Here is a 26,269-nt window from a genome sequence, read left to right as displayed (position 1 = left end):
GCGCTGCTGGCCTACTTGCCCTTGAAGGCTTCCCGGCGGGCGGTACGCTCGCGCCCCGAGATCACCGCGTCACGTTGGTGGACGCTCAGCCATGACGGCGGGTCGCCCAGGCTGTGGCCCGATACCGCCTAGTGCCGTGGCCACCAGTCGCTGTACCCAATCGGCGTCCCGGTCATTGACCACGGCGTAACGGTCCGGCGGCAGACAAGTCCAGCGATGGGATGCCTCGGCGAGGCGCGAGAACTCATCGGCGGACATCCAGTACGAAGAGTCCGTCAGCGGCAAAGGCGCACCGTCAAAGCGCTCGCCCAGCGTCACCTGGGTCCCGGGGACAAAGGTGATCGCCAATTGTTGCCGGGGTTTCATCCGCTCGTCGGGCGCAGGCATTCGCCCTACCGGTCCATGGCGGAAGGCGCCGGGAAACTCCTCCCTGAGAACCAGCCAGTGGCCGGCCGTGGTCATGGCCAGGATCCACTGCGACACGCCAGAGGCTTGCTCGCGCACCAGCGTGTCGTTCTTCCATTGCATGACGCTGCTGCAATCAGGGTCAACGTCGTTGGCCCACAGGCTGATACCCGAAATCAGCGTATGGCGCTCAAGCTCGACCACCCCTCGATCCTGCATCGATTGCCAGTAGCGCTTGATCGGGTCGCGTGAGTCGCGCCGGTAATTGGACAATGCCCAGCCCGCCACGAAAAGCACAGTTGCCAACACCTGCCAGCCCCAGGATCCGACGATGATCCGGTCGATGTCCAGGCCCGGGACGAACCATTTCTCGACAAGACCCAGGACAATCACGAACGCCAAGCTCGGCAGCATGAGGCCAATGCTCACCGGCGCCGCCAGCACCATGACCCAGCTGAAGCGGTGCATGAATGCACGCTCGCGCGCCCAGGCCGCCTCCTGTGGGAGCATCGGAGATTGCTCGCGAGGGCCGAAGCCTGGATCAGGCGTCTGGAAACGGAGCTTTTGCTTGTAGAGTTCGTCACTCATGAAGGGCCCTGTCCACTAGTCGCTGCACCCAACCGGCGTCGCGGGCGTTGACCACGGCGTAACGGTCCGGCGGGAAAAAGACCCAGTGATGGGCGACCTCCGCGAGGCGCTTGATCTCATCGGCAGACATCCAATAAGACGTCTGCGTCATTGGCAAAGGCGCGCCCTCGAAACGCTGACCAAGCGCTAACTGGGTACCGGGCGCGAAGGCGATCGCCAGTTGCTGCCGGGGTTGCATCTGCTTGTCCGGCGTGGCCATCTGCCCCACTCGTCCATAGCAGAAGTCACCGGGAAACTCGTCCTTGAGCACCAGCCAGTGGCCGGCCTCGGTCATGGCCAGGACCCACTGCGACACGCCCGAGCTTTGCACGCGCACCAGTTTGTCGTTCTTCCAGAGCATGAGGCTGTTGCAATCCGGGTCAAAGTCGTTGGCCCAGAGACTGAGGCCCGATACCAACGTATGGCGTTCGAGCTCGACCAGCCCGTGATCGGGCATCGATTGCCAATAATGGTGGGTCGGGTCGCGCGAGTCGCGCAGGTAATTGGACAGTGCCCAGCCCGCCACGAAGAGCAGTGTCGCCAGCGCCAGCCAGCCCAAGGAGTCACCGACGATCCGGTCGATATCCATGTCCGGGGCGAATAACTTTTGGACAAGGGCCAGGGTAGATAAGAACACCAAGCCCGGCAGCACCAGGCCCATGCTCAACGGCGGCACCAGCACCACAAACCAGCTGAAGCGGTGCATCAAAGCACGTTCACGCGCCCAGGCCAGTTCCTGCGCAAGCATCGGCGCCTGCTCCCGTGGGGCGAGGCCTGGATCAGGGGTATGGAAGCGGGTGAACCGCGCGACGGCGTCTTCGCTCATGGATGGCGTCATTCCGTGGAAATCAGTCGCGCATCTTCGAGGATTTTTCGGGGCGTGGACAGTCCCCCAAGACATAACGCACTTCCTGAATCCCGGTCACTGAACCACCGCTGTCGCGAGCACGCCCGCGATAGCGGCTGCGAATCCCTGTATCAGTCCGCCTGCACCGTGACCTGACGCTGTTCGCCCAGGCCTTCAATGCCCAAGCGCATGGTCTGCCCCGGACGCAGGAACACCGGGTTGGGCTTAATGCCCAGGCCCACGCCCGGCGGCGTCCCGGTCGAAATGACGTCGCCGGGTTGCAGGCTCATGCACCGGCTCAGGTAGGCGATCAGTTGCGGCACGCTGAAGATCAGCGTTCGGGTGTTGCCGTTCTGATAGCGATGGCCGTCGACTTCCAGCCACAGGTCCAGCGCATGCGGATCGGCGATTTCGTCGCGGGTCACCAGCCACGGACCCAAGGGGCCGAAGGTGTCGAAGCCTTTGCCTTTGTCCCAGGTGCCGCCGCGCTCCAACTGCCACTCGCGCTCCGACACGTCGTTGATGACGCAGTAGCCGGCGACATGCTCCATGGCGTTCGCCTCGTCGATGTAGCGCCCGCCCTTGCCGATGACCACGCCAAGCTCGACTTCCCAGTCGGTCTTGAGCGAGCCACGGGGAATCTGGACGTCGTCGTTCGGCCCGCAAATGGCACTGGTCCACTTGTTGAAGATGATCGGCTCTTTCGGCACCTCCATGTTCGATTCGGCGGCATGGTCGGCGTAGTTCAGGCCGATGCAGATGAACTTGCCAACCTGCCCGACGCAGGCGCCTATCCGCGGTTGACCGCCTACGACCGGCAGGCTGCGCGGGTCGATGGCGGCGAGTCTTGCCAGGCTTTCAGGAGCCAGGGCCTGGCCGGCGATGTCCGGCACGTGGCCCGACAGGTCACGGATCTGATTGTCATCATCCAGCAGCCCGGGTTTTTCCGAGCCTTTTTCGCCGTAACGCAACAGTTTCATGGAGTGCTCCTGTTCAAGTGAAAGCCGGGGTTCAGAGGCTCATGCCGCCGTCGATGATGTGCACGGCCCCCGTAGTGTAGGCGGACGCATCGCTGCCCAGGTACACGGCCAGTTGCGCGATCTCCTGGGTAGCGCCGATACGGCCCATGGGCTGGCGGTCGAGAAACTGCCGATAGACCTGTGCTTCATCGACCCCCTGCCGGGCGGCCTGGTCGGCGATACGCTGGCGCAGCGAAGGCGAGTCCACCGTGCCGGGGCAGATCGCGTTACAGCGGATGCCCTGGCTGACGAAGTCGATGGCGACGGACTTGGTCAGTCCCACCACCGCTGCCTTGCTGGTGCCATAGGCGAAACGATTGGGCACGCCCTTGATGCTGGAGGCCACCGACGACATGTTGATGATCGATCCGCCGCCTCGCGCCAGCATGCCTGGCAGGAACGCGCGGATCATGCGGTACATGGCCGTGACATTGAGGTCCATCGAGCGCGCCCAGGCCGCTTCGTCGCAGTCGAGAATGTTGCCGCTGTGCACGTAGCCGGCGCAGTTGAACAGCACGTCCAGGCCACCGATCTGGTCGCGGGCGGCGTCGATGGCGCTGGCCGACGTAACGTCCAGCGTGAGCGCCGTGACCCCTTCGATGCCTGCGAGTGCGCGGATGTCGATGTCACTGGCAAACACCTCGGCACCGGCCTGGGCGAAGGCTATAGCGCTGGCCAGGCCGATGCCTTGCCCCGCCGCCGTCACTAGCACACGCTTGTTTTGCAGGCTCATGCTGTCTCCAGTTGCGCGGCGGTGGGCGCGGTCTTGGGTGTCCTGCCAAGCATCGAGGCTGGGATCGCCAGGATCAGCCCGCCGCTGACCAAAAGACACAAGGCTAGTACATAAGTGCCGTTGTTGATGTTGCCGGTGAGGGTTTCCGCCACGGCGGTGATCATCGATCCGGTGAAGCCCGAGAGGTTGCCGATGGCGTTGATCATGCCGATCCCGGCGGCCGCCGCGACGCCCGACAGCACGGTGCCCGGCAGGGTCCAGAAAATCGGCATCAGGCTGAGGATCCCCGAGGCGGAGACGCTGAGAAAGAGGATCGACAACACCAGGTTATCGGCGAAGAAAGCACTGAGGATCAGCCCAACGCCGCCGATGAAGGCCGGAATGGCCGCGTGCAGGCGCCGCTCGCCGGTGCGGTTGGAATGCCGGGCATTGAGCAGCATCGCCACCACTGCCACCGAGTACGGAATGGCGGTTAGAAAACCGATGTGCAGGCTGTTGGTGATGCCGGTGCTCTTGATGATCGACGGCATCCAGAAGGCCAGGCCGTAGAAACCGGTGTTGAAGGTCAGCAGGATCAGCACCAGCAACCACACCCGGGGGTTGAAGAAGACTTCGCCCAGGCGCGTGGCCTTGCCTTGGTTATCGGTTTGCAGATTGGCCTTGAGCAAGGTCTTTTCCGCCGCCGAAAGCCACTTGGCTTTGTCGATGTTGTCGGCCAGGCAGACGATCACCACGAAGGCCATGATGATCGAAGGAATACCCTCGATTATCAGCATCCACTGCCAGCCGGACATGCCGTGCACGCCTTGCATGCTGTTCATCAGCCAGCCTGACAGTATCCCGCCCAGCGTCAGGCTGACCGGCAACGCCAGCAGGAATCCGGACATCACGCGGCTCTGGCGATGGGTCGGGAACCAGTAGTTGAGGTAGAGAATCACGCCAGGAAAGAAGCCCGCCTCGCAGATCCCCAGGAGGAAGCGCAGCACATAGAACATCGTGCTCGATTCAACGTGGAAAAAACCCGCCAGTGGCACGGTGTAGGCCACGGCCATGGAAATCACTGCCCAACTGAGCATGATCCGGGCAATCCAGAACCGCGCGCCAAAGCGATGCAACAGCAGGTTGCTGGGGACTTCGAAGAGAAAATAACCCCAGAAGAACATACTGGCGCCCAAGGCGTACACAGTGTTGCTGAATTGCAACTCGGCGAGCATGTCGAGCTTGGCGAAGCCGATGTTCACCCGATCGAGGTATGCCGCCATGTAGCACAACAGCAACACGGGCAGGATCCGCCAGATCACCTTGCGGTAGGTCCGGTCTTCGAAGTCCAGGCCGCCGGCGGGAGCCTGTGCGGGCAAATGCTCGGAGATGGTTTGCATGAGTAACCCCTGATTGTTTTTATTGGGTCACGTCGAATGAGCGAATCATCCGGCGATTGAGCGAGGACTCTACTGTCGGGAAGCGATTCATTCCCAATGGCATTTTTGGATTAGTTGATAACCCGTTGTTATCGGAATCCAAGGGTCTACTTCGTAGCCAAGCGGGAGCAAGCTCCCTCGCCACAGGGATTCAACCGCCCAGGCGGGCGTTGTCCTTGAGGATCTCGGCGAACTCCAGCGCGGCGCCTATCAGCGGCTCGTTCTTTCGCGTGAGGATGCCGTAGTCCTGCGGCACCAGGTGCAGCGGCGTGTCGAGGGTCTTGAGTTGGCCGCTTTCGAGCAGCGGATCGACCATGGCATTGGGCAACATGCCGATCATCGGTCCACGTTTGAGGACCTGGAGAAAGGTCTGCATGGAGATGGTGTCGATGGTGTTGCGCGGCATCCCCACCCCGGCTTCGGCGAACGCCAGCTCCATGCGCGCGCGGATCGGCGTACCGACCGGATAGAGAATCCATGGCTGGTCCACCAGTTGCTGCAAGGACGTCGGCCCGGCGTCCGCCAGCGGGTGGCGGTTGTTCACCACGATGCAAAACGGTTCCGGGGCCAGGGGCTGGAAGTCGTAGCGCTGCTGCTGGCTTTGATCGGTAAAGCGCGCCACTGCCAGATCGAGCTTTTTCTCTTCGAGCATTTCCATCAGATGGTTGCTGGTCTGCTCCACCACTTCGATGGACAGCAAAGGCCAGCGCTGCTTGATCTGCAGGATCGCCTCGGGCAACGCCACCGCTGTCGCGGCAAAGATGCCGCCAACCTTGAGGTAGCCATGCCCACCTTCGCGCAGGCTGCTGATCTGCTCGACAAACGAACGCGCGTCGTTCAATGCGATTTGCGCATAACGCAGTACATGCTCGCCGAGGGCGGTGGGCGGCATGCTTCGAGGGCGGCGTTCGAACAGGGCGAAGCCGAGCAGGCTTTCGATTTCCTTGAGCATCTTGCTCACCGCCGGCTGGCTGAGATTCATTTGCTGGGCGGCGAGATGCATGTTGCAGGTACGCCCCAAGGTGTCGATCAGCAGCAGATGGCGGAATTTAAGCCAGCCGCAGAAGCTGGAGAAGGACAAGTCGGACATGGGTGCTCCTCAACGAGTAATAACCGGACGTTATCAGATATTGAATATATCTCATTGGAGTTCATCGGCAGCGCGCCCTAGCGTGAATGCTTTATGAACCAGGAAGCTTGCCCATGTCGCTCATGCTTACTCCCGAGAACACCCTGCCGGTCGACGGCGTCGCCGGCACCCTGATTGGTCGTGCCTGGGTGCCTGGCGCCGTTGCCGGGCCTTCGCCCATCGTGCTGCGCAGCGACGGGGTGTTCGACTTGTCGGAGCGTTTCGCGACCTTGAGCGACTTGTTGGAAAGCTCCTCGCCATTGGCAGCGGTGAGAGAAACGCCGGGCAGCTTCATCGCCAGCGTCGAAGCGCTGCTGGCCAACACCGGCCTGCATGCCGATCTGTCCAAACCCTTCTTGCTGCCGCCGCTGGACCTACAGGTGATCAAGGCCGCCGGCGTGACCTTCGCCGCGAGCATGATCGAGCGGGTGATCGAGGAACAGGCCGGCGGTGACGCGGCCCGGGCCGAAGCCGTGCGCGCCACGGTGCACAGCGTGATCGGCGATAACTTGCGCTCGATCGTGCCGGGCTCCGAACAAGCCATGCGTCTGAAGGCGTACCTCATCGAACAGGGCATGTGGTCGCAGTACCTGGAGGTCGGCATCGGGCCGGACGCGGAAATCTTCACCAAGGCGCCGGTCCTGGCCGCCGTCGGCAGTGGCAGCCAGATCGGCATTCACCCGGCCTCGCAATGGAACAATCCTGAGCCCGAGGTCGTGCTGGCGATGAACAGCCGTGGCCAGATCCACGGCGCCACACTCGGCAACGACGTTAATCTGCGCGACATTGAAGGCCGCAGTGCGCTGTTGCTGAGCAAGGCCAAGGACAACAACGCATCATGCGCCATCGGGCCGTTCATTCGGCTGTTCGACGAACGCTTCAGCCTCGACGATGTGCGCGCCTGCGAAGTCGATCTGCGGGTACAAGGCGAAGACGGCTACCGCCTGCAGGGTTCCAGTTCGATGAATCAAATCAGCCGTGACCCGCAGGACCTTGCAGGCCAGACACTCAACGCCAACCACCATTATCCGGATGGCTTCCTGCTGTTTCTGGGTACTCTGTTTGCCCCCACCGAGGACCGGGATCAGCCCGGCAGCGGCTTTACCCACAAACTGGGTGACCGGGTCAGCATCAGCAGCCCCTTGCTCGGCAGCCTGCATAACCAAGTGACCCACAGCTGTGACGCCACACCCTGGACCTTCGGCATCGGCGCCTTGCTGCGCAATCTCGCCGCGCGAGGGCTGCTGGGTCGCTGAGCAACGACAGATCGTCGATTCAACCAATTACAAGAGAGAAATGAATCATGAGTGACACGCCAAAACGCCGCCTGCGCAGCGAGCAATGGTTCAATGACCCGGCCCACGCCGACATGACCGCCCTGTACGTCGAGCGCTACATGAACTACGGCATGACCCGCGAAGAGCTGCAATCGGGACGGCCGATCATTGGCATCGCCCAGACCGGCAGCGACTTGACACCCTGCAACCGCCATCACCTGGAACTGGCGCAACGGGTCAAGGCCGGCATTCGTGACGCCGGCGGCATCCCCATGGAATTCCCGGTGCACCCGATCGCTGAACAGTCGCGCCGGCCTACCGCAGCGCTGGACCGTAACCTGGCCTATTTGGGACTGGTGGAAATCCTCCACGGTTATCCGTTGGATGGCGTGGTGCTGACCACCGGTTGCGACAAGACCACCCCGGCGTGCCTGATGGCGGCGGCGACCACCGACCTGCCAGCGATTGTCCTGTCCGGTGGGCCGATGCTCGACGGCCACCACAAGGGCGAACTGATCGGCTCCGGCACGGTGCTGTGGCATGCGCGCAACCTGATGGCCGCCGGCGAGATCGACTACGAAGGTTTCATGGAAATGACCACCGCGGCATCGCCGTCGGTGGGTCACTGCAACACCATGGGCACCGCGCTGTCGATGAACGCCCTGGCCGAGGCGCTGGGCATGTCACTGCCCGGCTGTGCGAGCATTCCGGCGCCCTATCGCGAGCGCGGTCAAATGGCCTATGCCACCGGCAAGCGCATCTGCGAACTGGTCCGCCAGGACGTGCGCCCTTCGCAAATCATGACCCGCGAGGCCTTCGAGAACGCCATCGCCGTCGCCTCGGCATTGGGGGCGTCGAGCAACTGCCCGCCACACCTGATCGCCATCGCCCGGCACATGGGCGTCGAGCTGAGCCTGGATGACTGGCAACGGATCGGCGAAGACGTGCCGCTGCTGGTCAACTGCATGCCCGCCGGCAAGTACCTGGGCGAAGGCTTCCACCGCGCCGGCGGTGTGCCGGCGGTCATGCATGAGCTGAAAAAAGCCGGGCGCCTGCACGAAGACTGCGCCACGGTCAGCGGCAGGACCATCGGCGAAATCGTCGGCAGCAGCCTGACCAGCAACACCGACGTCATCTACCCCTTCGACACACCGCTCAAGCACCGTGCCGGTTTCATCGTGCTCAGCGGCAATTTTTTCGACAGTGCGATCATGAAGATGTCGGTGGTGGGCGAAGCCTTTCGCAAGACCTACCTGTCCGAACCCGGCGCCGAGAACAGCTTCGAAGCCCGGGCCATCGTCTTCGAAGGACCGGAGGACTACCACGCGCGCATCGACGACCCGGCGCTGGACATCGATGAGCGCTGCATCCTGGTGATTCGCGGTGTCGGCACCGTCGGCTATCCCGGCAGCGCCGAGGTGGTCAACATGGCCCCGCCGGCGGCACTGATCAAACAAGGCATCGACTCCCTGCCCTGCCTCGGCGATGGTCGTCAGAGCGGCACATCAGCGAGCCCGTCGATCCTCAACATGTCCCCGGAAGCTGCCGTGGGCGGTGGCCTGGCGCTGCTGCAGACCAACGACCGGCTGCAAGTGAACCTGAACACCCGCACCGTGAACCTGCTGGTCGACGACGCCGAGATGGAACGGCGCCGAAGCGAGTGGACCCCGAGTATCCCGCCGTCGCAAACGCCTTGGCAGGAACTGTACCGGCAGCTGGTCGGGCAGCTTTCCACGGGCGGGTGCCTGGAGCCGGCCACGTTGCACCTTAGGGTGATTGCCCGCAGCGGTGAGCCGCGGCACTCTCATTGACTCGCTGCACCACCAAACCTTTTCGTGGCGAGGGAGCAAGCTCCCTCGCCACGGGGTCCTTCACAGGTTCCCAACCATCTCCCACAACGAAGCGCCAACCCCGGTAATGCTTTCCCCGGCAATCAACCCCGCCGCCGCGGTGATGGCGAAGCGTTCGGTGAGGCTCGGCCAGCCGCGGCTCACCAACCAAGTGAGCACGGCGCCGAGGGCCATCATCAGCGACACCGAGGCTGGCAGGACAAATGCCAGGCCCAATGCCGCCGTACTGGGCAGGTAGCGGGCGCGATGCGCCGGCAACAAGCTGTCGAGGATGCCCAGCAGCAGACCGACGACACCGCCGATGAAGATCGCCCAGCGGATGCTGACTGACAATGAGTCCAGGCCAAGGGTCAGGGTTTGCGCCACGGCTTTCCAAGTGGCGACCGCCGGGGCCGGCCACTCTTCGGTGAGCAGCATGGTCTGCGGGTCAGGAATCAACGCGAGGTAGGCCAGCACGCCGACGATGCTGCCGATGAAGATTCCCAGGGTCTGGGCCATCAATTGCTTGCGTGGCGTGGCACCAATCGCCCGGCCGACCTTGAAATCGTTCATCAAGTCCGTGCATTGCCCCGCCGAACCGCCGGCGGTATTGGCGCTCATCAGGTTGATCGGCACCTGCCCTGGCGCAACGATGCCGAAGCTCAACTGGGACAATTGACCGATGGCGCCGATCGGCGGAATACCCGTGGCGCCGACCACACGGGCGGCCACCGCTGCCAGGCAGATCGCCAAGGGAATGGTCAGCAGCGCCATCCACGGATTGATACCGAACAGCAGCGCTTGCAGGCTCACCACCAAGATGATCGCCGACAGGAAACCGACCGCCGGCCCGGCCTTGGGAATCACCCAGGTCGCGCCGCCGTTGGCCTTGGTGCAAGTGTGCAACGCCCACAAGCGAATCGCCAGGGACGCCAGCGTCGCGCAAACCATCAGGCTCACGCCCGGCCACAGCAACCATTCCACCAGCACGGCGAACTGCGGGCCGCTGCTGCCGGACGGCAACTGCACCAAGCCATTGTCCAGCAACCAGGGCGCCAGCCCGCCCCATGCCAGCAACGCGCCGAGCAGCAGCGTCAAGCCGACGCGAATGCCGATGATGCCGCCGAACCCCACCAGCAACAGCGAAGGATCGGCGGTAAACGTCAGGCGCTCCAATTGGGCGCTCGGCGACCAACGCGCGATGGCCCACATAAAGGTGTCGACCCACTTGGCGACGCCGGACAGCAGCGCCGCCCCCAGCAGCACCTTCAAGCGCGTTGCCGCTTCATGACCATGGTTATAGATGTGCAGGAGGGTTTCCAGGGTCGCCATGCCTTCGGGAAACCTCAGCGCCTTGTCGTTTAGCAGCGAGGGCCGCAGGTACCAGGCGATCCAGATGCCCAGGAAGCTCACCGAGAAGACCCAGGCAATCATCGGCACCGCGTCCAGTTGCTGGCCGGTCAGCAAGGTATACGCCGGAATGGGCGCCACCAGCCCACCGGAAATGATCGACGCCGCAGCCGACGCTACGGTCTGGTTGATGTTGCTTTCATGCAGCGTCCAGGGCAGCCCCGACGCCGAGTGCTTGGCCAAACCCTGCCAGATGCCATAGCCGACCAGCAGAGCGATGATCGACATGTTGAACGACCAGCCAATCTTCAATCCCGCGTAGACATTGGAAGGCGTCAGGAGGATGCCAAGCACGATTCCCGTGATGACCGCGCGCGGACTGAATTCGCGCTCTACGGGACGGACGTGCGAGGTCGAGGTGTGATCCATGCGAATTCCTTATCGGCAAAAGACAGTTGGCTGAGCCAAGGCAGCCACCTGACAAGTGAGTGCTGTATCGACGTAAGGTTCACCGGCGATACGTTCTGGCGGCCACGTGATAGAGCGGTCCGCCCCCTGCGTTTGAAGGCCCGCTCAAGCAGTCTCCCGCCTGGCCGATAACCCTTGTGACGGCGGCCCTCCGGCCTCGCCAGGCTCTGCTGGTTGCATAGGGTAATGATCAATGGTTCTGCAGCTTAACCGTTTATTGATGATGGTTGCCCTGGTGCTCCTGGTTGCAGGTGGATCGGCATCGGCCATCGCAGCTGAGCCGCCGTTGCGCATTGTGACGGAGGAGTTGCCGCCCTATAACATGACCCAGAACGGTCGAGTGACGGGCATGAGCACCGAGGTGGTCGAGGCCGTGCTCAAGGAAGTCGGCGTCGAGGCTTCGATCCAGCCCATGCCCTGGGCGCGTGCCTACGAACTGGCGCTCAATGAAAGCAACGTGTTGATCTATTCGATCGTCCGCACCCCCGCGCGCGAGTCGCTTTTCCAATGGATCGGCGCCATCGCGCCGACCCAGTGGTATATCTACTCACTGGCTGAGCGACCAGTGAAACTCAATACCCTGGCCGATGCCCATGGTCACCAGATCGCGACCGTCAACCAAGACGTGGGAGAGCAGTATCTCGTCTCGAAGGGTTTTCGCATCGGCGAGGAATTGCAGTCCAGCAGCAAATACGAACATAACTACCGCAAGCTCAAGGTCGATCATGTGGCGTTGTGGATTTCAAACGAACTCAACGCCTTGTACCTGACTCGCCAGAATGGCGAAGATCCGGAAAAAGTACTGATCAAATCGCTGCCGCTGCCCGAGCTCAGCGCCGGCGGCTTGAGCATGGCGTTCAGCCGCAACACGCCCAAGCAGACTGTCGAGAAATTCCGCGTCGGCCTGGAGACCATTCGTCGCAACGGCGTCTACGACGCCATTGCGCGCAAGTGGTTATGAGATGGACAGCAACTTCGGACCGGGCTCCTCTCACCGATCACCGACCAAGGTACTCAGCTCCCTGGGACGGCGCCTGGTGCTGGCGACCTTGTTGTTCTGCCTGTTTTTTACCCTGGCGATGGTGACGTGGCGCACCTGGCTGGCCTGGGAAAGCAACCTGGCGGAAATGAATTCCGAGCTTGGCCTGATCGACCAGGTGTTCCAGGACACCTTGGCCCATGCCATTTGGGAAATGGACAGCGAATCCCTGGACAAGCAACTCAACAGTGTCGCGAATGCCGCGCCGGTCGGACGCGTGGTGCTCAATGTCCTGCGGCCCGGCCGTTCGCCAGAAACCATCGAACGCAATCGCTACACCACCGGCAATGCGGGCGCGGCCCCGGTGCTGCACCGCCAGCTTATCGCTCAACCCTATCTCGGAGCGCATGAAAAAGTCGGCGAGCTGACCATTGAAGGCGATAACCAATTGCTCTGGAAGCGCCTGTGGGGTGAAGCACGCAGCATCGTCATCACTCAGATCATCCAATCGATGCTGCTCGCCGGACTAGTCATGACCATGTTCAACCGCTTGGTGACGATCCACGTGGTGCATATTGCCCGGCATTTGGGCGAGCTCGCGCCGCAAACGCTCAAGCATCACCTCAAGTTGCAACGCTCAGTGGACCGCCAGGACGAACTGAGCCTGCTCGAATCCCAGGTCAACGAGTTGCAGGACAATCTCCACGCCCACCTGGAGCGCCAGCGTTCGGACGAACTGGCAATCGCCGCCAGCCGCGATCAGTTGGTTGAACTGGTCGAGGCGCGCACGGCGGAACTGCGGGCGGCCAACCAGGCCCTCGAAGCCCTGTCGCGTCACGATGCCCTGACGGGGCTGGCCAATCGTCGCCATTTCGACGAACTGAAGGAAATCGAATTTCGCCGCGCGGTCCGCCACCACACGCCGTTGGCCGTGCTCATGTGCGACGTCGATTTTTTCAAGATCTACAACGACACCTACGGCCACATGAACGGCGACCAGTGCTTGCAGCAGATTGCCGAAACCCTGCGTGATGTGTTCGGGCGCTCCGGCGAATTGGTCGCGCGCGTCGGTGGCGAGGAATTCGTCGTCTTACTGCCCAACATCAATGCACAACAGGCCTGCGACGCGGCCCAACGGCTGCGCATCGCCCTGGCCGAGCGGGAACTGCCCCACAGCGGCTCGTCGGTCTCGCCGTTTGTCACGCTGAGCATCGGCGTCGCCGAACTGGACCCCGAGGCCATGGATCATTTCGACCAACTGATGCAGCGCGCAGACCAGGCGTTGTATCGAGCCAAGCACCAGGGACGCAATCGCGTTTCCCTCTGAATCATCGTCAACGTCGAGGTCTGTATGCGCCACTCTCTGATGCTCTGCTCCTGCGTACTCCTGGCCTTGATCAGCCTCAACGGCCAGGCCGAAACCATCGAAGTCGTGACCGAGGACTCGCTGTACGCTTATCTGCGCGATGACAAACTGGTCGGCCCCGGTATCCATATCGCGTCCGACACGCTGAAACAGGCCAACCTCAGCGACTTTCGCATGGCGCTGTATCCCTGGGCGCGGGCCTACGAGATGGCGTTGCGAGAACCCAACGTGCTGATTTTCCCACTGGATCGCACCCCTGCCCGTGAACAGCTGTTCAAGTGGGTCGGTGAAATCCATCGTTCCACCAGCCGCCTCTACAAACTGCGCGACGCCGACCCCATCACTGTCCGCAACCTTGAAGAGGCCAAGCAGTACAGCATCGGCGTGATACGCAATGACGCCAAGCAGATCTATCTGCAAGAACGTGGGTTCAGCCGGCTGGTCGTGTCGGCGAACAACCACGACAACTTTCAGAAATTGTTGAACCGCCAGGTTCAATTGGTGCCGATGCCGGAGAACACCGCACGCCTGATGAGCCAGGATGCCCAGATGGATTTCAATCTGCTGGAGGAAGTCTATGCCCTTGAGGAACAGCCCCACAGGGTCTATCTGGCTTTCAGCCTGAGCACGCCGGACGAGACTGTCGCCAGGGCCCAGCGCGCGTTCGAAGCGCTCAAGGCGTCGGGCGAAGTGGCGCGGATCATGAAGGAAGAGCGCTGATGGGCGGTAGCCGTCAGCAGGGTTGAACTCCCCCCTCGAAACATCGTCCAGCGTATACGTGCACAGACCTGGAGATTTTTCGATGAGCACACTGAACGCCGTGTCGGACTCCATCCAGACCCGGATGTTGGAGCGCAATGACTGGGTGCCCAATAACCCGCGCCTGCCGGTGTTGGTTTACCGTGACGCGGTCTCAGTCAAGACCCCGGACCTGGCCGCACGCCTGGAAGAGATTTTCCGAAGCAACGGCTGGCCACCGCAATGGCGCTACGGAATCTACGATTTCCACCATTACCACACCGAAGGCCACGAGGTCCTGGGCGTTGCCAGCGGCCAGGCGCGACTGATGATCGGTGGTCCAGGTGGGCCAGTCCTCGACGTCAGGGCCGGCGATGTGTTGCTGCTACCCGCCGGTACCGGGCATTGCAACCTGGGCTCCAGCGAAGACTTCCTGGTGGTGGGCGCCTATCCACCCGGCCAGCAGGCCGACATCTGCCGCGAAGCGCCGAGCGAGGCTCAGCTGGCAAATATCGACACGCTGTCGTTTCCTCAGCGCGATCCGGTGTGCGGTGCGCGAGGTGGGGTCAACCGATATTGGCTGGACCAACGCTGACACTTGGCGGCCCAAGGCAACGATTCACGGTCAACGACCGTAGACCTTCTTCAATTGCTCTTGGGTCAGCGCGTCTTCGAACGGCACCGGCACCGATTTCACCGCGCCGTAGAGGTTGCGATAGCGCCAGTAATTGCCGTTGTTGGCCAGCTGATAACCGCGCTCGACCACACGCTGCCCATCCAGCACATAACGCAGGGTTTCCTGGGCCGCTTCCGGCGGCGCCGGTAACATCAGGTCGGCTGCCAGCACCCGCATCGACTCGTCAATGCATTCGTCGAGCACGGTCGTCACTTGCGCCAGGTCCAACCCACCATCATCCATGCAACGCTTGCCGCAGCGCCTGATCGGCTGGCTGGAGACTTCGATGCGCATGCGATACAGCGCCGAACCGGCGATATCCTGGACCTGCACCTGATTGATCAGCACGAAGCTGCCACGATCAGGGGTGAGCATCAGTTTAGGCTCGACGACCAGCCGGGCGTTGATGTCCCCCGTCCCCTGCTTGAGGCCGGCCGCCAGCGACGCCTGCTGGAAGCGCTGTTGCAGGCGCTCCTGCAACGGCACGCCAGCCAGCAGATCCGCCAGCGGGCGCGATTCCTTGGCGGCGGTATTTTCCGCATCGCGCTGCAAGCTGCCGCTGCCCATCTGGGTATTGATCAGGCTGGCAACCAGCAAACCGGCGAGCCCGGCGCTGTTGCCGGAACTGGCGACCAGGGTATGGCTCGACGACGCGGCCTTCTGCGCGGCCTCGGCGTCGACCACCGTGCTGGCACCGACAAATGCCTGCGGCAGCTGCAGATCCACCTTGACGCCATGGGCCTGGACGTAGGACACCACATCCGCCGATTTGAAACCGGCCTGCGGCGCCGGCTTCTGCGCGCATCCCCCCGCCATCAGCAGGACGAGCAAGCCGACCGCCATCAATGCACGGTTCATTGTTCGAACGGCGTGATCATTTGCTGGCGGCTCGAGTCCATGGCCTGATAGAAGGCGTTGGTCAGATTAGGAAATTCAGGCTCGTCCCATTCGCCCTGGGCGGCCTGCACGACGGCAAAGGGCTTGAACCACAGAAGCTTGTTATCGGCCAGATCGACCACCATACCCTGCCCAAACACCTGCGCCATGGGGACGCTGGTTGGTACGACGCTGTAATAACTACGGGTGGCGCCGGTCCCGATCACGTTGACCAAAAGCAGGCGATCGACACCGTAGGTGGCCTTGATCGGTGTCAGGTCGCGGGCGGTGTAGCCTTCGCGGAAACTCACTTCCTTGTATTTGCTCAGATCCACCGGCTCGTTGATGCGCTTGGCCTTGTAACCCTTGGTCTGCAACTTGGCGACAATGGCATCCGGTAACGTGTTGAGGTCACGTACCTGCCATTTCTCGACATTATCGCTGAGCTTGCTGTTGACGCCCTTGTTGATGGCCAGGTCCAGCAGTCCCTGGTTGCCGGTCAGCGCCAGCACGGGCTCGGGTACCACGTTGATGGCCACGCCAATGGTCGTTTCCTTGGCGTCCCAGAACTGTTTGTCCAGCGGTACCGGGGGTTGGACGTGGGCGCAGCCGGTGAGCGTCAGGCAGGCAAGCACAGTCAATGCAGCCAGGGTACGAAGCGTATAAGAAAACATGTATCAAGTCCTTATGATTAAAAACGATGCTGCTTGTGTCGGCAGCTACGCTAATAACATTAGTGGCACATTGATACTTTTTTTGAATTCCTTTTATCTCTCATACACTTCCTCGCTTCCCTGCGCCCTAGATCATCGGCGAACTGCTCACCACCCGCAGCGCCAACCCTTCGAACGCATCCAGCGTAATAGTGAATTCACCCTCGGGCGTAAGGTCCCCTTCGACCCGCTCGTTAATGATGTCCACCACCGGCCCCGGTGCGATACCGGGCAGGTGCAGGGTTTCGGTGATGGCCGTCGAGCCGAAGTTGAGCGCGGTGATTTGCGTGCCTTTGCCGGCGGGCAGTTCATGGACCATGATCAACAGCCCCGGATGCTCGACGTCCGGTATGAGTATCTGGCGGCTGGCGGCGATGTCGTAGGCGCGGCGCGCGGCGAGGATCCGGCGCAGTTGCGAAGCGAAAGAATCTGGATCCTTCAATTGGCTCGGCAGGCTGCCGTACAAGGTTCTCGGGCGGGGCATCTCACCGGCCGACAACGGTGCTTGCGGGTTGAGGTCCACCAGGTCGTAGGCACCGCGATGAATCCAGCGCGTGTCGCCGTCGCGCATCAGGTGCTCGACCTGTTCCGCCGGCAACGGCAATGCGCCCACCAGATCCCAGCCCGACAAGGCGAACACGCCCGGCTGCATGGCGTTGAACATCACCAGCAGGATGTGGACCTGGCGAATCTGCTGGATATCGGCCGCCGTGATCGCATCGAGATCACGAATGCCCAAGGCGGCGGTGATGATGCTGGCAGTCGTACAGGAGACGCCATTGGTAACGAATTTGAGGTTGTACGGCGCATGCTCGCCGGACAGGCGTTCGTACATCTGTTCGCGGATGTGCTCGCGCAAGATGCTGCCGGGAAAGGTCTGGCCTTGATAGAGGTAGGTGTCGTGGGCGTGCAGCGTCCAGAAATGCACCAGCTCCAGGGTCAGTTCGTCATGATTCTGCAACGCATGGATCAGCGATCCCGGGTCGATGCCGAAGGCCTGCATCTGGCGCAGCATCAAGCGCAGGAATTCCGTGTCGCCCATCAGCAACGCATGCTGGTAGGCCGGACGGGTGATGAAGTCGTAGGACAGGTCTGCCCCGCCGTGGGACATGGCAGCGATGTCGTCCAAGGTCAGGTTCAGCTCCTGGAAACTGAAACCACCTGCCTTGCGAATCGCACCGCCGAGCAATTGGTTGCCAGTAATCGACAGCGGATGGCTTTCAGACCAGGCAGTACCATCGAGCTTGCGCTCCACGCCGAGGAACCCATTGGCATCCAGACGGAGGATCTTCGCCCCCATGACATCTACGGCGTGCAGCGCGTCGCCGATGATCATCTGCTGCGCGGCGAATGTCGGGTCAAGCCAGTTCAACGACGGCTGCCCTTCCTTGAAGTAATGCAGATAGACCCAGCGCCGCGGCTTGCCATCGACACCCATGACGACCGGTGTCGCGCTCCAATCGGTTTCCTTGACGCCGGGTTCGAAGAAGATCACCCGTTGCAACTGGCCGACGATGTAGTGCTTGTCCCGAAGGGCGTCCACTTGCTGCGCGGTGAGGTTCTGCGCATCGCGCCCCTCCCCGACTTCGGGCAGCAGCGGCCAGTCCTCCTCACGGATCTCGACCATGTGGTAGAGCCCTGGATAGTCTTCATAGGCCATCTCCGCCAGGCGGAAATCCGCGCCCTTGCCGGTATGGGACGGGATGACGTCATCGATGACCACCGCGTTATGCGCGGCGGCCATGCGGGTCAACGCTTGGAGCTGCGCATCGGTACCCAGGGCAGGGTCGATGTCGAAGCTGATGCGGTCAAAGTTGCCATCGATGGTTGGCGTGAACTCGGTGCCCTGAAGCCCGCCAGACCTTTTCAACGGCCCGTTGTGAATGCCCTGGATACCGATTTTCGACAACGCGTGCCACAAGGTTTCGTCTCCCAGCGCCTCGAGCACCGTGCCATTTTCACGGGTGACGATGGAGGCCGGATACGCGGTAAACCACACCGACGAAAGTGCAGACGCATCGCGAGGACGGGTATGGGCGAAGGGTTGCTGCCACAAGCGACCTTGCCCCGAGTAAAGCTTGGCTCGCTGTCTCGCAGCGTGAAGCATCGATTGTTCGACCAGCCAGTCGACATGATTTTTCTCAGCCATCGTCATAAAAAAATCGCCTGTCGTGATGAAAAAGTCGCACCGCCCCTGGGCTCAGGGGCGGCGCTTATTAGTCATATGAGGCTTTGGACCGACATTCGTTGCACTCATGTGTCCATCTACCAAACGCCTTGCTCGCTCAATCACCGTTGAACGGCGCGTCCGGATTTCTCGCACCCGGCGGACCGGGCCTTTGCAGGGTGGAGCAATTGGAGCCATGGCCTGCCCCGTCGAGCCAGGCCTCGACAAAGGCAAAGGCATCCTTCAACGAGCCATGAAGCACGCCGTCATGGCCCAGGCCTTCATAGGTGCGCCAGGTGACGTCGTTATCGGCGGCGCACAAGGCCGCCGCGACTGCGTACTGCCGTTCCGGCGTGATGGTTCGATCTGCTTGGCCCGAGGCAATGAACAATGGGAAAGCAACCGACGCCTGGGGCATATCAGTCATCGGGGTGCGCAACGCAGTCAACGCTTCGGGAGCGATGGTCAGAAGCTCGGCAAATGAACCGATCTGCAATTCCTTGGATTTGGCGGCGATGTCCCGGGTACAACCCTGCCGGGCGACCCTTAGCAGTTCCAGGCCATCGTCCGTCAGGATGTCCTCTATCCGTGGGCCGTCGTCGCCCAGGGCGCCGGACGCCAACGCGAGGAACAGCGTATTGGACTGGCGTGGCGCCAGCGTAATCGGCCCTTGGGGGAACGTACTGTTCGCGGCGGTAAGCACCGCACCGAAGATGGAGAGTTCCGGTGCATAGCTGCCAGCGAGGATCGCCGCGCCCAGCGCCGCCCCTGCGCCCTGGGATTGTCCGGCGACGATCACGCGCTTGGCGATGAGCCCTGGCCTGATTGCCCGGGCGGCGCGGATCGAGTCCAGCACCGAGCGCCCCTCGGCTTGCCAGAACGTATAGGGATGCGGCCCCGGCCCTCCCAGGCCTTGGTAGTCGGTGGCGACAACAGCGAACCCGTGGGCCAGCCAGCGGTTGATGTAGGCCGAATCACGCTCGCGCCATCCCGCCCAGGACGGTGCGCAAACATCGGCGATCCCCAGCGTACCGTGGGCCCAGGCCAGTAGCGGCCAGCCGTCGGCGGGAGGCTTGCCCGCCGGCAGGTACAACGCCCCGCTGACCGGAACGAGGCCGGAGTGCCAGCGTGAGTCGGTGGAGCTGTAGAGCAGGCGCAACGCCTGAGCGGCGGCGGGCATCTGCGGCTGCACCGGCAGGGTCTCGCTGCGCAGCACCGCACCGGGCAATCCGGGCATCGGCCCCGCCCAGCGATAGAACGGCGACAGCGTCATATCGCCTGCCGCAGGGCCGACCGGCAGCGTACCGGCCGCCATGACATTGGCCGTCACGCCAACGAACGCACCGATGCAGAGGCGTGTGAGGAACGCGATTCGGAAAATATTCATGAAACGTTCGCCTGACCGGAAAGAGCCTTGCGCAAGGCGCTGCCCTGCGCAGCAATGACGTTGCGCGCAACGGGGGCCACCTCGTTGAACCGGACAAACCCGTGGGTCATGTTTGCGAGCACCCGCAGGCTCGTCGCCACGCCCGCGCTTTTCAGTCGGCTCGCGAGTTCGCGATTTTCATCCAGCAACGGGTCCAGTTCGCCAACCACCAACCGCACCGGCGGAAGGCCCGCCAAGTCGGCGATGATCGGCTGCACGCGCCAGTCATCTTCATCACTGGCCAGGTAGCTCGCCCAATAGGCACTCATTGTCTCGACCGAGAGGTTCTGGCCAGCGTATCCGCCTAGCCGCAGCCAGGAATCGGAGGTCATGTCCCGCGAGTAGCTGCCGTAGAACAGCAACAACTGCCGCAGCGCATCAACTCCCGCATCACGCAGCGCGATGGCAGCGCCCAGGGCGAGGTTGGCGCCTGCCGAATCTCCGCCCAAGGCATAACCGCGTACCGGGCAATCGGTGATCGTCCCCAGCTTGATGACCCGGCTGACGATCGCCAGCACTTCGTTGAATGCGACCGGAAAGCGATACTCCGGCGACAACGCGTAGTCGATGGACAGCACCGCCAGGCCGCTGTCGCGCACCAACTGGCGCAGCGGCGCGTCCCAGCCGGCGAGCGACCCGTGGCGGAATCCACCGCCATGGCAGTAGAACATCAAGCAAGGCGTCTCATCGCCTTCCGGCCAATAGAGCTTGCAGGGCACCGTCCGGCCATCGACGGCGAACCCCAAGGTGCGTTCGTAGGACAGCGGCACGCTGCGGCGTGCCGCCCAGGCATTGATCCGTTCCAGTTGAGCACGGACGCTTTGCACATCCCCCTGAACGACCGGCAGCAACCCTTGTTCATGCAGCGCCGTGGCCACCGCGAGCAAATCCGGATGAACCGGCGGCCGTGCGTCCACCGGCGGGTTTCCAGCGCGACTCATGCCTGACCTTCGCAGCGACGTCCGTCAGCGATGACGCAATGGCTGGGCGGGCTGCGGCCTTCCAGGACGGCTGCAACGCATTGGGCGGCAATCAGGTTGGTCCGGTTGAGCCCCTCGACCGTGGACGCCCCGGCGTGGGGTGTGACGATGACGTTCGGGAGCTGGATCAGTTGTTCAGTGACCGAGGAAAGCCTGGGGTCCGACTCGCTTTCGAAAACATCGAGTCCCGCCCCTGCCAGGCGCTTTTCCCGCAGGGCATCGAGTAGATCCGCATCGCGCACCAATCCGCCGCGCGCGGTGTTGATCAGCACTGCGACGCGCTTCATCAGTGCCAACGCACGGCCATCGATCAGCCCCTGGGTTTGTGGATTGAGCGGTGCATGCAGGGTAATGAAGTCGCTTTCCTTGAGCAGTGTTTCCAAGTCGACAAAGCAACCGCCGGCTTGGGCGCTACCCGGGCGAGGGGAATAAATCAGCGGCTTGACCTCAAAGCCGGACAAGCGCTGCAGCACGCCCCGGCCAATCCGGCCCAACCCGATGACGCCCACGGTTTTACGGAACAAATCGCCCCCAAGGGGAATCGACCAGTCGTTGGCGGCCAACCCCAGTTGGCACTGCTTGAGTTGACGACACACGGCGAGCATCAGCGCGACGGTGTGGTCGGCGACGCTCGCGTCGTTGCCGCCGATAGCGATGGTCGCCACCTTCCCCGCCGCTGCCACCGCTGCCGTATCGACCCGTTCGTAGCCCACGCCGCGACGGGCGATGACCTGCAAGCGCGGGAGCGAAGCCAACAGGCTGGACGTGATGTTCGCGTGCCCGACGATCCAGCCATCGGCGTCCGACAGAAGGTCCGTCAGCTGGCGTTCACTCAAGTCACCATCGGCTTGCCCCGGAGCCAGTTCCGCGACGACCACCTCACAGCCATGGTTCTTGAGGAAGTCGCCGGCCATGGCGTCGAAGAATCGTTGTGTCACCACTACTTTATGGCGAGGTTCAAACATCTCGGGCCTCCCGATACAGGTATCCAATGATCAAAACGCGTAATCCAGATACACGCGAGCCTCGGAGCCGCTGACGACGTTGTCGGCCTGCGCGGAGATAAGGGCGACGAAGTCCTGGTCAATTCGATAGTCGATATAAATCAAGCCCACCGAAAGTCCCGCGTATTCTTTTTCATCGAAGCGGTAATAGAGACGGTATTCATTCTGCCGCTCGGTCACGTCCGTGCGTCGGCCGCTAAAGGGATCGGTGGCGTCAAACTCACCTTGCTTGTAGATAGCCATGACTTTGAAACCGTCCAATGGAGCACCCCATAACGAATGTCCGCCCAAGTCATATTCAGCGCCCAGTTGCCAGGTTCGTTCGCCATCGTTATTAAAATCGTTACCCGAGCGTGTCCACGCGTCCATCCTGCCGTCGACGTTGTCGCCGTGGTCGAAGTAGGCGTAACCCAGTTGCCCGTTGCTCAACTGCGCGTGCGTCTCGGAAAATGAAACACCCAGGCGAAGTTTGTCGAGTAACAAACCGACATTGATGTTCAACCACGTCGCGTCATCGTCATAGGCGGCCTGGCCAGATTGCCAATCACGCTCCCAGATCGGCCCGGCTTTTTCGAATTCATAATATTGAGTGTCGAACACGATGCCGGCTTTATCGCCAAGCGGCGCTTTGAGCGTCAGCCCATAACGCGTGTTCTTATTGAAGTCTCGCGACACACCTTGGTCGAAACCCAGTTCGATGGCCTTCAAGTCGTACTTGACGCCATAGGTGTAGAGATCTTTTATTTCTTCGCCTGTCTGGCTCAGCAGGTGTTCGAATTCCTCTCTGTCCCGAGGGGATGTACGGTTGATGTAGGCGGTTTCAAACCCAAGCGTACCGGGCAGCGGACCGATCCCCATCTCGGTAAGATTCAAATGGGCGCGGCCACCTTGATAGGAACCGGGAACGATTCGGGTATCGAGCGTGACCAATGTCCCCGCATCGAACCGACCCCGGCCGATTTGACTGTCGGCATCCCAACCGTTGCCTTCATAACGCAACTTGAAGTAACTCTGGCCTACTTTGGCGAAACCGCCGTTGGTGCCGTCGGTATCGTCAAACAAGTTTCGGCCATTGTCTTTCGAATCAATCATCGCCACGCCATACAACGAGGCATCAAACCCTACGACCCCGGCCCAATAACCGGAGTTATAGTCCAGGATCGCACCGACCCCTGTCCCGCCCAACTCGGAGCCCTCCGGAAAACCTCCGAAACGGTCCTCGATCAAGTCATTGGATATCCGCGTATTGATATACATCGAGCGAAGATAGGCATTCAACTTTCCTTCATGCTGAAACCTGTCCGGATGACTGATCGTTGCCGACAGACAAAGATCAGACATACACAATGTTGACAGGAACGTCATCGCGACGGCGTTAATCGATTTCATCGACCACCTTATCTATTATTTTTATTTTGACGTGAGCAGACGCAAACCGGGCGTCCGTTAAACTTTGGCGTAGCGAATCAATGAATCAGATAATTGCCCGGGTCAAAATCGCCGCCACAATCAACACAAGACTGCTGCCTATGGCCCAGAGCAGGCAGTAGCGTTGCATGTCACCCATGTCGCGCTTGATGATTGCGCTGATCAAATAAACCGCCGCGACCAATGGGCTCAATGCATGCACCGGCTGACCCAGTACCGATGCGCGAGCGATGTGCATGGGGTCGATGCCGTATTCGGCGCCGGCGGCCCCGAGCACGGGCAAGATCCCGAAGAAAAACGCGTCGTTGGATAACAGGAAATTAAGCGGCAGGGCGACAAGCGCGGTGATGATGCTGAAATATTGGCCGCCGCTTTCCGGAATCAAGTGCACGATCTTCTCGGACATGCCATCGACCATGCCGGTGCCTGACAAGATCCCGGTGAATGCACCTGAGGCGAATATCAGGGCGATGACCATCAGGACACTTTCCGAGTGAGCCGCGACTCTGGCCTTCTGCTCCGCCAAGCGCGGATAGTTGATCAGCAGCGCCAGGGAAAAACCGACCATCATCAACATGGGCAAAGGCGCCAGTCCTGTCGCCATGGCGTACATGAGCCCTGCGGTCAACGCGAGGTTGATCCAGAAAAGCTTGGGTTTGTGCGTTTCCGATTGCAGGATGGGTAAGGCGGGGTCTTGCTCTGTGGCGACATTAGACGCGGGCGTCCAACCCAAACGCCGCCGCTCCTTGCGGCCGATCCAGAAGGCGACGATGAACGCATAGGCCAGTCCCGCAAACATGGCTGGCACCAAGCCCAGGAACAGCTCCGCGACATCAAGATGAAGCGCGCTGGCGGCGCGCGCCACCGGCCCTCCCCAGGGAATAAGGTTGACCACGGTATTGGTCAACAAAAGCATCAGCGCGAGAATCAGCGGGTTCATGCCGAGGCGAAGGTAAAGCGGCAGAAACGCCGTCGTTACGATCAATACCGTCGTTGCGCCATCCCCGTCGAAAGAAATGACCGTGGCCAGCAGCGCGGTGCCCAGCACCACGCGAAGCGGATCATTGCCTACGTAGCGGAGGATTTTTCGCACGGCGGGTTCAAACAGGCCGGCGTCGAACATGATCGCGAAGTACAAGATTGCAAACATCAACATCAGTGCGGTGGGCGCGACCTGCTTCACGCCGTTCATCACCATCCCACCCAATTCCGGCCCTGCCCCACTGGCCAGTCCAAAAGCAACTGGAACGAGGATCAGTGCCGTCACGGCAGAAAGTCGCTTGCTTATGATCAATGCCATAAACGTGACGACCATTGCGAAACCTAACCAAGCCATGCGTGTCACCTTCTCGTTTTTATTGTTATCGATGTCATCGAAAATCAACGTGAACAGCTCTTGCGCAGCCGAAATCTACATAGGGGTGGAATGGCTGTAAATCTTGATTTTTTTCGTCAACATCCAGCTCTTTGGCGCCTGATCCATCGTGAACCCTGCGCACAATTTTTGCCCTGATCGGAAAAAATTGACGCGCCGATAGACATTGATGAAATCTCGTTATATTTAATAAACATGTATAAAACCTAATCAACCTGATCGGATTCGTCATGCCAGATCAAGAAAACCTTTACCTCTCGGCAGAGGAAGCCGCGGCCCTGCTTGGGGTCAGCCTTCCAACGCTCTACGCCTATGTCAGCCGCAAGAACATCCGCTCGATCAAGATTGCCGGTTCGCCCAAACGCCGTTACTGGGCCGAGGACATTCAGCGTTTGGTAAAAGTCCCGGCGGGCGAGAAACAGGCTGCGAAACGCTCGTCGCCGTCGGACAGTGCGATTACGCTGATCACCGATGACGGGCTGTTCTATCGGGGACACGACGTCCTCGAACTGGCTGATCACGCAACGGTTGAAGACGTCGCCGAATTGATCTGGCAAGTGCCTTCGGCGTTCGGCACGTCATTGCCTCGTGCGCCTAAGGATGCTGCCAAGCTGTTGAAGATCTATGAGCAGATGTCCGCACAAGAGAAAGCCATCGCGCTGTTCCCCCTGGTGCAGCGAGAAAACCCGAAGGCGTTCGACCTTTCCACTGACAGTTACGCCCGCACGGGCGCCGACGTCGTGAGATGGTTTGCCGCATTGGTCGTGGGTGCGACCGAACCGAGCACGCAACCCTTGCATGAATTCATCACCGAGGCCTGCGGCGCCCCGCCTGCCTATGCCGAGCTGATCCGGCGCCTGCTGATTCTCAGCATCGATCATGAACTGGACCACGCCACCCACAGCGTCCGCGTCGCCGCCACGAGCGGCGCTACGCCTTACTACGCGGTGATCGCCGGGCTTGCAGCGGCCAGGGGTCATAAGGTCGCCTACGGAAGAAATGAAGCCGCCAGCAGGATGATCGAGGAAATCTGCACGGCCCCAGACCCTGCCCAACCCATTCTGCAGCGCTACAGCCAGGAGGGGCATATCGTCGGGTTCGGCGCCAATGTCCATTCAATCAACGACCCACGCGCCAGCAATCTACTGGCAGCGCTGACCGCGGTGTTTGATGGCGACAGCGAGTTTGCCAAGCTGCAGAAAGCCTTTTCAGTGGCCTCGGAACTCGTTGCCTATCCGCCGGAGTTCATTCTCATGGTGAGCTTCATTGGCCGGAAACTGGGATTGCGTGGACAGGAAATCTCCCTGGCGGGCGTCGGGCGTTCGATCGGTTGGATAGCCCACGCCAGCGAGCAATACAACCAACACCACGACGCTCGACCTCGCGCGCGGTATACGGGGACCTTGCCGACGGCGACCAAAATCGGGCGCCGTTGAGCC

Annotated in this window: 22 protein-coding genes; 7 read left to right on the top strand and 15 right to left on the bottom strand. The window is 61.4% G+C overall.

All coding sequences use genetic code 11. The features are described 5' to 3' along the window. Positions 1-69: 69 nt before the first annotated feature. From J3P95_RS11730 to J3P95_RS11705, 6 genes are all read right to left on the bottom strand, one after another. Complete coding sequence (locus J3P95_RS11730; protein WP_434563257.1) at positions 70-993, bottom strand: hypothetical protein; 924 nt, start codon at positions 991-993, stop codon at positions 70-72. Beyond that, positions 986-1,858: a hypothetical protein gene (locus tag J3P95_RS11725; protein WP_434577144.1), complete on the bottom strand. Its 873-nt coding sequence runs from the start codon at positions 1,856-1,858 to the stop codon at positions 986-988. The genes J3P95_RS11730 and J3P95_RS11725 overlap by 8 nt, the downstream gene beginning before the upstream one ends. Before the next feature lie 152 nt (positions 1,859-2,010). Beyond that, the gene (locus J3P95_RS11720) at positions 2,011-2,859 is read right to left on the bottom strand and encodes an ureidoglycolate lyase (protein WP_434563253.1); all 849 of its coding nucleotides are present in this window, start codon (positions 2,857-2,859) and stop codon (positions 2,011-2,013) included. Positions 2,860-2,890: 31 nt separating this feature from the next. After that, positions 2,891-3,631: an SDR family oxidoreductase gene (locus J3P95_RS11715; protein ID WP_434563251.1), complete on the bottom strand. Its 741-nt coding sequence runs from the start codon at positions 3,629-3,631 to the stop codon at positions 2,891-2,893. Beyond that, positions 3,628-5,010: an MFS transporter gene (locus tag J3P95_RS11710; protein WP_434577146.1), complete on the bottom strand. Its 1,383-nt coding sequence runs from the start codon at positions 5,008-5,010 to the stop codon at positions 3,628-3,630. Before J3P95_RS11710 ends, J3P95_RS11715 begins: the two co-directional genes overlap by 4 nt. 190 nt (positions 5,011-5,200) lie before the next feature. Further along, the gene (locus J3P95_RS11705; protein ID WP_434577148.1) at positions 5,201-6,139 is read right to left on the bottom strand and encodes a LysR family transcriptional regulator; all 939 of its coding nucleotides are present in this window, start codon (positions 6,137-6,139) and stop codon (positions 5,201-5,203) included. A gap of 113 nt (positions 6,140-6,252) precedes the next feature. Between J3P95_RS11705 and J3P95_RS11700 the strand changes: the two genes are divergently transcribed. Together J3P95_RS11700 and J3P95_RS11695 are read left to right on the top strand one after the other, a co-directional pair. Beyond that, on the top strand, positions 6,253-7,434 hold the full coding sequence (locus tag J3P95_RS11700; protein WP_434577150.1) for a fumarylacetoacetate hydrolase family protein: 1,182 nt from the start codon (positions 6,253-6,255) through the stop codon (positions 7,432-7,434). A gap of 47 nt (positions 7,435-7,481) precedes the next feature. Further along, on the top strand, positions 7,482-9,266 hold the full coding sequence (locus J3P95_RS11695) for an IlvD/Edd family dehydratase (protein ID WP_434563243.1): 1,785 nt from the start codon (positions 7,482-7,484) through the stop codon (positions 9,264-9,266). Positions 9,267-9,326: 60 nt separating this feature from the next. On the opposite strand, the gene J3P95_RS11690 is transcribed toward J3P95_RS11695, so the two are convergent. Then, positions 9,327-11,063, bottom strand: coding sequence for an OPT family oligopeptide transporter (locus J3P95_RS11690; protein ID WP_434563241.1), 1,737 nt, complete (start codon positions 11,061-11,063; stop codon positions 9,327-9,329). 232 nt (positions 11,064-11,295) lie between these two features. Between J3P95_RS11690 and J3P95_RS11685 the strand changes: the two genes are divergently transcribed. The 4 genes from J3P95_RS11685 to J3P95_RS11670 all read left to right on the top strand — a co-directional run bounded on the left by J3P95_RS11685 (position 11,296) and on the right by J3P95_RS11670 (position 14,780). Next, positions 11,296-12,063, top strand: coding sequence for a substrate-binding periplasmic protein (locus J3P95_RS11685; RefSeq protein ID WP_434563239.1), 768 nt, complete (start codon positions 11,296-11,298; stop codon positions 12,061-12,063). A 1-nt stretch (position 12,064) separates the two neighbouring features. After that, complete coding sequence (locus J3P95_RS11680) at positions 12,065-13,408, top strand: GGDEF domain-containing protein (RefSeq protein WP_434563237.1); 1,344 nt, start codon at positions 12,065-12,067, stop codon at positions 13,406-13,408. A gap of 24 nt (positions 13,409-13,432) precedes the next feature. Continuing rightward, entirely contained in the window at positions 13,433-14,167 is a 735-nt protein-coding gene (locus tag J3P95_RS11675) for a substrate-binding periplasmic protein (RefSeq protein ID WP_434577154.1), read from the top strand. Positions 14,168-14,249: 82 nt separating this feature from the next. Further along, a complete protein-coding gene (locus J3P95_RS11670) occupies positions 14,250-14,780 on the top strand; it encodes a cupin (protein WP_434577156.1) in 531 nt (176 codons plus the stop codon). Positions 14,781-14,810: 30 nt separating this feature from the next. Here the strand turns inward: J3P95_RS11670 and J3P95_RS11665 are convergent, their stop codons facing one another. From J3P95_RS11665 to J3P95_RS11630, 8 genes are all read right to left on the bottom strand, one after another. Further along, entirely contained in the window at positions 14,811-15,719 is a 909-nt protein-coding gene (locus J3P95_RS11665; RefSeq protein ID WP_434577158.1) for a hypothetical protein, read from the bottom strand. Next, positions 15,716-16,411: a hypothetical protein gene (locus J3P95_RS11660; RefSeq protein ID WP_434577160.1), complete on the bottom strand. Its 696-nt coding sequence runs from the start codon at positions 16,409-16,411 to the stop codon at positions 15,716-15,718. Before J3P95_RS11660 ends, J3P95_RS11665 begins: the two co-directional genes overlap by 4 nt. A 127-nt stretch (positions 16,412-16,538) precedes the next feature. Continuing rightward, the gene (gene treS / locus J3P95_RS11655; RefSeq protein WP_434577162.1) at positions 16,539-18,605 is read right to left on the bottom strand and encodes a maltose alpha-D-glucosyltransferase; all 2,067 of its coding nucleotides are present in this window, start codon (positions 18,603-18,605) and stop codon (positions 16,539-16,541) included. Positions 18,606-18,735: 130 nt separating this feature from the next. Continuing rightward, on the bottom strand, positions 18,736-20,004 hold the full coding sequence (locus J3P95_RS11650) for an alpha/beta fold hydrolase (RefSeq protein WP_434577164.1): 1,269 nt from the start codon (positions 20,002-20,004) through the stop codon (positions 18,736-18,738). Beyond that, positions 20,001-20,984 carry an alpha/beta hydrolase fold domain-containing protein gene (locus J3P95_RS11645; protein ID WP_434577166.1) on the bottom strand — a complete coding sequence of 328 codons (984 nt, stop codon included), beginning with the start codon at positions 20,982-20,984 and terminating at the stop codon, positions 20,001-20,003. The genes J3P95_RS11650 and J3P95_RS11645 overlap by 4 nt, the downstream gene beginning before the upstream one ends. Next, positions 20,981-21,988 (bottom strand): phosphoglycerate dehydrogenase, encoded by a 1,008-nt coding sequence (locus tag J3P95_RS11640; RefSeq protein WP_434577168.1) that lies wholly within the window; start codon positions 21,986-21,988, stop codon positions 20,981-20,983. The genes J3P95_RS11645 and J3P95_RS11640 overlap by 4 nt, the downstream gene beginning before the upstream one ends. A 30-nt stretch (positions 21,989-22,018) precedes the next feature. Next, on the bottom strand, positions 22,019-23,416 hold the full coding sequence (locus J3P95_RS11635) for an OprD family outer membrane porin (protein WP_434577170.1): 1,398 nt from the start codon (positions 23,414-23,416) through the stop codon (positions 22,019-22,021). 85 nt (positions 23,417-23,501) lie between these two features. Next, positions 23,502-24,791, bottom strand: coding sequence for a CitMHS family transporter (locus J3P95_RS11630; protein ID WP_434581223.1), 1,290 nt, complete (start codon positions 24,789-24,791; stop codon positions 23,502-23,504). 269 nt (positions 24,792-25,060) lie between these two features. On the opposite strand from J3P95_RS11630, the gene J3P95_RS11625 reads away from it, so the two are divergent. Beyond that, positions 25,061-26,266: a citrate synthase gene (locus tag J3P95_RS11625; RefSeq protein ID WP_434577172.1), complete on the top strand. Its 1,206-nt coding sequence runs from the start codon at positions 25,061-25,063 to the stop codon at positions 26,264-26,266. The last annotated feature ends 3 nt before the right edge of the window (positions 26,267-26,269 follow it).

This window comes from Pseudomonas sp. Z5-35, from assembly GCF_051131945.1.
Lineage (GTDB): Bacteria > Pseudomonadota > Gammaproteobacteria > Pseudomonadales > Pseudomonadaceae > Aquipseudomonas > Aquipseudomonas marvdashtae.
This window is presented reverse-complemented; position numbering and strand designations above follow the sequence as displayed.